At 58.6% G+C, this 631-nt stretch carries 1 protein-coding gene; it reads left to right on the top strand.

Annotation, left to right across the window (positions count from 1 at the left end):
- Positions 1 to 596: IS256 family transposase (locus ACUY2Y_RS11705; protein WP_448326652.1), on the top strand; the 596-nt coding region annotated here is incomplete at its 5' end.
- Positions 597 to 631: the final 35 nt, after the last annotated feature.

Raw genomic sequence — 631 nt, 5'->3', positions numbered from 1 at the left:
ATGTCTTCATCGTCTGCTGTGACGGGCTCAAGGGCCTTCCTGAAGCAGTAGAAGCAACCTGGCCGAACTCGATGGTGCAGACCTGCATCGTTCATCTGATTCGGGCTGCCAATAGGTGGGTGTCCTACCAGGACCGCAAACCCGTTTCCCGGGCGCTGCGTGAGGTCTACACGGCCGCCAACGAGGACACCGCACGTGCCAGCTTGGATGCGTTTGAGGCCAGTGAACTGGGCCGGAAATACCCGCAGTCGGTCAAAGTCTGGCGCGACGCGTGGGAGCGGTTCGTGCCGTTTCTGCAGTTCCCGCCGGCGGCACGCCGGGTGCTCTACACCACCAATTCGATCGAATCGCTCAATGCTGAATTGCGTAAAGCTACCCGTAACCGGGGCCAATTCCCGAACGATACTGCGGCGCTGAAGACGCTGTGGCTGATGATCTGCAACATCGAAGACAAGCGCGCCGCCCAGCGAGCGAAGAAAGCAAAGCGCGACGTTGAATGCAACGGCTATATTGAAGGAGCGAAAGCCACCGGGTGGAAACAAGCCATCAACCAACTAGCCGTGGCTTACCCCGACCGATTCGCGGACTACTTGTAAACCAAACCCCCGCACACAAAGAATCGGACACTCTC

Source organism: Corynebacterium sp. 20-84 (genome assembly GCF_053479455.1).
The sequence above is the reverse complement of the archived record's forward strand: the minus strand, read 5'-3'. Positions and strand labels throughout refer to the sequence as shown.